This window comes from Stenotrophomonas maltophilia group sp. Smal32, from assembly GCF_030237085.1.
In the GTDB taxonomy this organism is placed as follows: Bacteria; Pseudomonadota; Gammaproteobacteria; order Xanthomonadales; family Xanthomonadaceae; genus Stenotrophomonas; species Stenotrophomonas maltophilia_Q.
The window spans coordinates 21,400-28,177 of the sequence record NZ_JASJSI010000055.1 but is presented as its reverse complement, the minus strand read 5'-3'; the positions used below and the strand labels follow the sequence as shown (position 1 = coordinate 28,177).

8 protein-coding genes and 1 pseudogene are annotated in these 6,778 nt (G+C 66.9%); 4 read left to right on the top strand and 5 right to left on the bottom strand.

Annotated features, from left to right (window positions below):
- The 4 genes and pseudogenes from QRO91_RS22495 to QRO91_RS13935 all read right to left on the bottom strand — a co-directional run.
- Positions 1 to 139, bottom strand: a pseudogene (locus tag QRO91_RS22495) (ferric siderophore transporter TonB); the annotation flags it as partial.
- 39 nt (positions 140 to 178) lie between these two features.
- Complete coding sequence (locus QRO91_RS13945; protein WP_005409874.1) at positions 179 to 592, bottom strand: biopolymer transporter ExbD; 414 nt, start codon at positions 590 to 592, stop codon at positions 179 to 181.
- Positions 593 to 602: 10 nt separating this feature from the next.
- Positions 603 to 2,387 (bottom strand): DUF2341 domain-containing protein, encoded by a 1,785-nt coding sequence (locus QRO91_RS13940; protein WP_197650143.1) that lies wholly within the window; start codon positions 2,385 to 2,387, stop codon positions 603 to 605.
- A gap of 37 nt (positions 2,388 to 2,424) precedes the next feature.
- Positions 2,425 to 4,047 carry a ShlB/FhaC/HecB family hemolysin secretion/activation protein gene (locus QRO91_RS13935; RefSeq protein ID WP_049431590.1) on the bottom strand — a complete coding sequence of 541 codons (1,623 nt, stop codon included), beginning with the start codon at positions 4,045 to 4,047 and terminating at the stop codon, positions 2,425 to 2,427.
- A gap of 201 nt (positions 4,048 to 4,248) precedes the next feature.
- Between QRO91_RS13935 and QRO91_RS13930 the strand changes: the two genes are divergently transcribed.
- Positions 4,249 to 4,584, top strand: coding sequence for a hypothetical protein (locus tag QRO91_RS13930; protein ID WP_049431573.1), 336 nt, complete (start codon positions 4,249 to 4,251; stop codon positions 4,582 to 4,584).
- A 90-nt stretch (positions 4,585 to 4,674) separates the two neighbouring features.
- On the opposite strand, the gene QRO91_RS13925 is transcribed toward QRO91_RS13930, so the two are convergent.
- Positions 4,675 to 5,136: a general secretion pathway protein gene (locus QRO91_RS13925; RefSeq protein ID WP_180848964.1), complete on the bottom strand. Its 462-nt coding sequence runs from the start codon at positions 5,134 to 5,136 to the stop codon at positions 4,675 to 4,677.
- A 103-nt stretch (positions 5,137 to 5,239) separates the two neighbouring features.
- Here QRO91_RS13925 and gspH point away from each other — a divergent pair, with 103 nt between their 5' ends.
- Genes gspH through QRO91_RS13910 form a run of 3 tightly spaced genes read left to right on the top strand, consistent with a single transcriptional unit; the run spans position 5,240 to position 6,656 of the window.
- Complete coding sequence (gene gspH, locus QRO91_RS13920; RefSeq protein WP_197650145.1) at positions 5,240 to 5,686, top strand: type II secretion system minor pseudopilin GspH; 447 nt, start codon at positions 5,240 to 5,242, stop codon at positions 5,684 to 5,686.
- Positions 5,683 to 6,045 (top strand): type II secretion system minor pseudopilin GspI, encoded by a 363-nt coding sequence (gene gspI, locus QRO91_RS13915; protein ID WP_197650146.1) that lies wholly within the window; start codon positions 5,683 to 5,685, stop codon positions 6,043 to 6,045. Before gspH ends, gspI begins: the two co-directional genes overlap by 4 nt.
- Entirely contained in the window at positions 6,042 to 6,656 is a 615-nt protein-coding gene (locus QRO91_RS13910; protein WP_285310439.1) for a prepilin-type N-terminal cleavage/methylation domain-containing protein, read from the top strand. The genes gspI and QRO91_RS13910 overlap by 4 nt, the downstream gene beginning before the upstream one ends.
- Positions 6,657 to 6,778: the final 122 nt, after the last annotated feature.

The following is a 6,778-nucleotide window of genomic DNA, read 5'->3' as shown; positions in this document are numbered from 1 at the left end:
ACGCCAGCATCGGCGGCTGCACCACCGGCCTGCGGGTGCTGGCGGTGTCCTTGAACAGCATCCACCACACGGCAATGCCAAGCACCAGCAGCGCAGCCAGCACCAGCGCGACGGTCACCAACAGCTGGCGGCCGCGCATGCCGGGCTCCGGCCGAGGGGGTTGATGGGCCGTCATGCCTCAGCCCTGCGCCTTGCCGGTGACCAGGCCGACCTGGGCCAGCTCCAGTCGCCGCAGCAGGTCCAGCACCTCGACCACGCGGGCGTACTGCACCTGCGCATCACCGCGCACGATCACCGGGAAATCCGGCGTGGTCGCGCGCTCGGTGCGCAGCCGGTCTTCCAGCTCGGCCATCGTCACCGGGTAGGCATCCAGGAACACCTGGCCGCTGGGGTCGATGGTGATCGCCTTGGTCTTCGGCTTCTCCAGCGCGACGCTGTTGCTGGCCTTCGGCAGGTTGACCTCGATGCCGGGGATGGAGGCGTTGCTGGTCAGGATGAAGATCACCAGCACCACCAGCAGCACGTCGACGAAGGGCGTCACGTTGATGCCCTTCTCGCGCTTCTTGATGCCGAACTTCGCCTTCTGGCCCATGGCGCGCCCCTCAGCCCTGGACCGCGGCCGGGCCGCGCCCGTCCTGCTCTTCGGCCAGGCGCGCGGCGAACTCGTCGATGAACACCGCCATGTCCGCGCCTATCGCTTCGGCGCGTGCACCCAGATAGTTGTAGCCGAACAGCGCCGGGATCGCGACGCCGAGGCCAGCCGCCGTACACAGCAGCGCCGCGGCCATGCCCGGCGCCACCGAGTTGATGTCCACCGCGCCAGCCATCGCCGCCACCACGAACACCAGCATGATGCCGATCACGGTGCCGAACAGGCCCACGTACGGCGCGCCCTCGATGGTGGTCGACAACCAGTTCATGCGCCGCGCCATCGATTCCTGCTCGCGCACCATCACCGCATCCATCGAGGCGCGGATCGCCGCAATGGTGGCGCCACTGAGGTAGCCACTGTTGCCATCGCGCTGGTGGCGCTGCTGCATTTCATCGATGGCCACCTGGTAGATGCGCCACAACGAACCGTCATGCATCGCGGTCGGCGCCTTTCCCTGGCGGTCCATGTCGGACAGGGTGCGCAGCGGCACGCCGGAAAGCTTGCTGAAGCTCTCGGTGAACACTGCATTGGCCTTGCTGGTTCGACCGAAGTGGCGCCCCTTGGCGATCATGATCGCCCACGACAGCAGCATCATCAGGCCAAGGATGGCGACCACCACCCAGGCGTCGAATGGCATCGCCTTGAGGATGAAGGCGAAGTGGCTCTGCCCCGCAGATTGCTCGTCGGCACCGTAGCTGATCAGGCGCGAGTCGGCGCCCTGCGCGGTGGCATCGGCCAACAGCAGTGCCGCCGGGCGCGCGACGCGTGAGACCCGCAGTTCATCCAGCGCGCCATCGAAGTTGGCCAGCGCCTGCGTCGCACCCGGTGCGTCGGCACCCACCACCGCTGCGGTGGTCAGTGCCGGCAGTTCACCACTGAGCTGGGCCACCACGCGACCGTTCAGATACAGCTGCAACGAACCTTTCTCGGCGGTAAGCGCAAGATGCGCCCACTGCCCTTCCGGAATTGGCTGTGCCGGCGTGCTGCGCTGGCCGTTGAGCTGCACGAACGGCACACGGTTGTCGATACCCACCACCAGCTCGGCACTGCCATCACGCCGGGCATAGATCGCCTGCGCGGTGGTCAGCGCGCCCGGCTTGATCCAGGCCGAAACGGTGAGCGGCGCGCCCGCTTCCTGTGCCAGCGAAGCGCTGGCCGGCAGCGGCAGCGGGCCGGTCCCGAGCTGCACGCCACGCCCGATCACCGTGCTTTCCGCTGCGGGCACCACCGCGCCGGCCGTGTTGCCGTAGGCCGTGGTATCGCGCGCCGGCGCATTGGCTTCGGCAAAGTGGTAGACCAGCGTGTAGTCCGGATCGAACACCTGTTGGCCATTGCCGCTGGCCGGTGCCTTTGGGTTGCCGTAGTACATCCAGATTGTCTGCGGCGCGCTGGCGGTCAGTGCCGGCACGTCCACCCAGACCAGGGCCAGGCCCAGGTTCGGGTCGAACTGTTCGATCTGATGGGCTAGCACGGTGCGTCCGTCAGCAGAAACGAAGCGCAGGTCATTGCCGCCCTCCTGGGTGCCATCAAAACCGAAGTTGCCGGTATGCAGGCGCAGCAGCAGCGGTGTCCGCCCGGGGTTACCGGCCAACCCCGCACCCTGTGGGCCGGCGTCGACGGTGATCGGCTTGCGGTACTTCCATTCGGCCTGCCACCAGTTGGCATCGGCCGCGGCGGCGGGCAGCGCGATCAGCGCAGCCAGCAGCAGCAACATTCGGGAAAGCAGACGGTCCATGCAAAGGGTCTCCGGAGAACGCATCTCAAGGGAAGGGTCAGTAGCTGGTGCTGATGTTGAAATGCAGGCGCGGGTCGTCCTTGCGCGTGACCGGGCCATCGGCGTAGGGCCAGGCGTAGTCCAGGCGAAGCTGCAGGTGCTCGCCCAGGCGCAGCTGCGCGCCCAGGCCGACCGAGGCCAGGTTGTACTTGTCACGCTGCTCGGGCAGCGGCTGGCGCAGGCGCAGGTAGGCCGCGTCGGCAAAGCTGTAGACACGCAGGTCGGTGCCGCTCCACAGCGACCACGCCGGGGTGCGCCATTCCAGGCTGGCCAGGCCGCCGTAGTCGCCGATCGCCTCGGCCGACAGGTAGCCACGCACGGTGTACATGCCACCGGCGGCGAACTGCTCGGCCGACACCAGGGGCGCATCGGTCACCTGCAGCGAGCCGCGTGCGTACCACTGCCAGTCGCTGCCGAAGGTGTGGGTGTTGGCCACATCGGCCTTTAAGGCCACGAAACTCGGGTCGGCCCAGTAGCGCTTCTGGTCGAAGGCAATGGCGTCGCTGCCGTAGCCGAACAGGCGGCGGGTGCCAGCCACCAGCTGGGTGTTGATGCTCAGCTGATCCTGCTCGCCCTGGCGCACGCCGACGAAGGCCAGGGTGATCGGTGCGTACTTCAGTGGCGTTTTCAGGCTGTCCTTGCCCATCTGCGTGTCTTCCTCGGTGTCCTTGAAGTCCACGCCGAGACTGAGCTGTCGCCACCAGGCACCGCTGCCGGGCAGGCGGTAGTTGAGCTTGAGGCCGATCGAATGACCGTTACCGATCACATTGGTGCCGGTACCCGCGCCTGCACCGCCTTGACCACCCGCATTGAGTACGCGGCTGTCGGATTTGTAGCCCGAGGCCTCCAGGCTCCACGGCGTGCCCTCGAAGGGCACCGTGTAGGAGGCAGAGAACACCTTTGCCTGGTCCATGTCTTCCGGCGCGATGAACACGCCGATGCTCGCGCTGTGCCCACGCCGCCACAGGTTGTCATGGGCCAGCGATGCACTCAGCCGCAGCTTCTCGGTATCGGCGCTGTGGTCGTTGTTGAGCGCCGCACTGGCGCGCCACGGCGACTTCTCCTCGACCTGCAGGTCCACATCCATCGTGCCCGGCACCTGGCCCTCGCGCACCAGCGGCATCACCTGGCGGCGGCCCCCTTCGTTCAGCGCAGTCAATTCCTTCTGTGCCTGGTCGAAGTCCGGCACCTTGCCTTCCGCCAGCGCCGGCACGCGTTCGCGGATGCGCTCGGGCGATTCGTGCTTCGTTCCCACGACCCGCAGTTGGCCGATCGGTGTCTGCTGTACCTTCAGCAGCACCACGCCACCACTGACCTGCTGCTCGGGCAGCTCCACGTAGACCGACTGGTAGCCCGCCTGCTGGTATAGCGCACTGACGGCATCGCGTGCCTTCTCGACATCGGCCAGGGTCTTTCCCGGGCCGAGGAAGGGCTCGACCGCGCGCTCGATCTGGCGCGGATCGAGCACGGTATTGCCGCGTACGATGTATTCATTGATGTTCACGCTGGGCGCAGGCGCTGCCTCCTGCGCGAACAACGGCAGCGGCATCGCGGCCAGGGCCAGCACCAGGGGATGCAAGCGCAGGGGAAGGCGGACGGCTCGGCACGGAACAGGAGTCATCGAAGGCATCGCGTCGTATCGAAGAGAATGGCCATGGAGCGGCGCGTGGGTCTACCAACAGGACGTGTACGTCGCGTCAAAACCGCCAACAGTTTTGTGACAGCACTGTCATCTTTTGACAGCGCCGCAACGCACGCAGGCGGACCCTGCCTTCGCCACACGTCTTCATTGCAGAACGTCGATTGCTGCGGGAGATTCGAGATGCGTGAATCGTTGATGGCGGGCCTGCGCGCTGCCCTCACCCTTGCGCTGTTGCTGGTGTTGCCCCCGGTGCGCGCTGACGAGACGAAGAAGCAGGAAGACGCCGCGCCCTGCATCGAAGTACAGGTCAATGGCGAGCGCATTCCGGCGTGGGACTGCCTGCAGCGCAAACTTGCGCCGGCATCGAAAGCGGCGAAATCACCGGCGCTTCCGGAGGCCGAACGCCTGATGCAACAGCCCGGCAACCAGCTGATGCAGTACAACCTGGAAGGCACGCGACAGCGCATGGGCGATGCCTTTGGTCGTTCCCTGGTGCCACAGCGCCCGGCGCGCTGAGCCAGCGCCTTTGTAGAGCCGAGCCCATGCTCGGCTGTCTTTGCATTCATCGGCGATGCCGCGCAGGAGCAGCCAAGCGTAGGCTCGGCTCTACAAGTCAGCCGGTACGATGCCCTCGGTCGGCACCGGCGGCAACTCAGGCACCGGCAAGCTGCGCGATTGACCGGCCTGGTTCAGTTCCACTGCGCTGGCACTGATGCTGGCCAGTACCGTGCAGGGTCCGAGGCGTTGGCCTGGTGCGTACGCCTCCGCGGGTCGGCCATCCACCGACAGCAACGCCAGCGGCGCGTGTTCACCGGCCATCACGCCGAGCACCACCACCTCCGTCTGCACTGCCCCAGGGGACAGCAGCCGTACCAGCGGCAGGCTGGCCATCGCGTCGAACATCGGACGTACCGGCGGCTCTGCATGTGCTTCGCTGGCAGCCGCGATGGGCGCCACCGCAGACAGGGTGACGCTCCAATAGGCCACCACCGCCAGCAGCAGGGTCCCCGCCAGCAGGGTCAACATGCGATTGCGATCCCAGCGCCTGCCATCCATGTTCCGCACCATCGCCACGGTCGTGTCCACCTACGCTAGCAGCTGTGGCTGACGCTTTTGTTTCATCATGCCGCCCTACGCTGGCAGGCATCGACCCGGACAGGAGGCAACGTCGATGCAGCGCGTGCCGCGTGGTTTCACCCTGCTGGAACTGATGGTGGTGCTGGTGATCATCGGCATCTGCACGGCCGGAATCGGGCTGGGCCTGGGCAGCCTGCTCGACCCGGGCCGGCAGCTGCGACAGGAAGCCGAGCGGTTGGCGCAGCGCCTGCAGGTGGCGCGCGATGAGGCGCGCATCGATGGCCGCCCCCTGCGTTGGCAGGCCGACGCCACCGGCTATCGTTTCAGCCGCCGCGAAGGCAGCGGTTGGGTGACCGTTGAACGCGATGATCTGCTGCGACCGCAGAAGTGGCAGGTGGCGAGCATTGCGGTGCAGCCCGCCAGCCCCATTGAGCTGAGCCCGGAGTGGATCGGTATCGCCTGGGAGCTTGGATTGTCGCTGGAGGGTCGCACACTGCGTCTTCGTGATGATGGCAGCGGACAGTTGCAGGTCGTGCAATGAAGCAGGCGGCACGCGGATTCACCCTGATCGAAGTGCTGATCGCATTGGCGATCGTATCGATTGCACTGGCGGCGGTGATGCGCTCGGTGGCAGTGGCGACCGACGATCAGTCACGGCTGCGTGACCGTCGCCTGGCACTGTTGTGCGCGCAGGATCGCTGGCAGGAATTGCGTCTGAGCGGACAGGCACCGCAGGATGCCCGGCAGCGCTGTGTGCAGGGGCGCGGCAGCTTCCTGGTGCTTCAGCATCTGGACACGGGCGGCGACGGCCAGCCTCAGCTGGAACTGAGTGTGGTTGCCGAGGATGCTCCCCGGCAGTCGCTGGCGCGGATGCAGTTGCCGTGGACGGCGGCGCAATGAGGCGCGCCGTCCGCGGCTTCACCCTCATCGAGGTGATGATTGCGATCACCATCATGGGCGTACTGGCGCTGATCTGCTGGCGGGCGCTTGACAGTGTGGCCAGCAGCGACCAGCGCCTGCGCCAGGCCGATGCCGAGACCACGACGGCACTGCGCGTGCTGCAGCAGTTCCAGCGCGACATCGAGATGCGTGCAGACGACGCGTTGATGAATGGTGCAGTGCGGCCATCGGACCGTCCGCAGCGGTTGTTGCCGCCGTCGCTGGTGAGCGAACGGCATCCCGATGGGAGCTTCGCGCTGGAGATCACCCGCAGCGTGGGCAGTGATGGGCTGCACTGGCAGCGGGTGCGCTGGTGGCGGCAGGGCGCGACGCTATGGCGGGCCAGTGGCGCCGCTACCGACCGGTATCCACTGCCCGCGCCGGATCTGTCGAAGGGAATTGTGGTAGCGCGTGAGGTGCAGCGCTTCGATGTGCGGGCGTGGCAACCGGGTGCCGGGTGGGCGATGTTGCCCAGCGACGGCGAAGTGTTGCCGGCCACCGGACTCGAGCTGCGGTTGGGCCTGCGCGATGGGCGTGGGCCGTTGAGTTATCGGCGGGTGCTGGAGCTTTAGGGTGCTTCCTCGCAACGCATCCACGCATGGCGTGGAACTACTGCCGACCAAGGTCGGCACCTACCGTGACACATTCGCGCGTCGCGCCTGCCGCCGGGCGCGCTCCTGCACCCGGCGGCGCC

What these genes read in the sequence shown, in the direction of transcription:
- QRO91_RS13935 (WP_049431590.1), bottom strand. Translation starts at nt 4,047, where the DNA reads ATGACTCCTGTTCCGTGCCGAGCCGTCCGCCTTCCCCTGCGCTTGCAT.
- QRO91_RS13940 (WP_197650143.1), bottom strand. Translation starts at nt 2,387, where the DNA reads ATGGACCGTCTGCTTTCCCGAATGTTGCTGCTGCTGGCTGCGCTGATC.
- QRO91_RS13930 (WP_049431573.1), top strand. Translation starts at nt 4,249, where the DNA reads ATGCGTGAATCGTTGATGGCGGGCCTGCGCGCTGCCCTCACCCTTGCG.
- QRO91_RS13925 (WP_180848964.1), bottom strand. Translation starts at nt 5,136, where the DNA reads ATGGTGCGGAACATGGATGGCAGGCGCTGGGATCGCAATCGCATGTTG.
- gspH (WP_197650145.1), top strand. Translation starts at nt 5,240, where the DNA reads ATGCAGCGCGTGCCGCGTGGTTTCACCCTGCTGGAACTGATGGTGGTG.
- gspI (WP_197650146.1), top strand. Translation starts at nt 5,683, where the DNA reads ATGAAGCAGGCGGCACGCGGATTCACCCTGATCGAAGTGCTGATCGCA.
- QRO91_RS13945 (WP_005409874.1), bottom strand. Translation starts at nt 592, where the DNA reads ATGGGCCAGAAGGCGAAGTTCGGCATCAAGAAGCGCGAGAAGGGCATC.
- QRO91_RS13910 (WP_285310439.1), top strand. Translation starts at nt 6,042, where the DNA reads ATGAGGCGCGCCGTCCGCGGCTTCACCCTCATCGAGGTGATGATTGCG.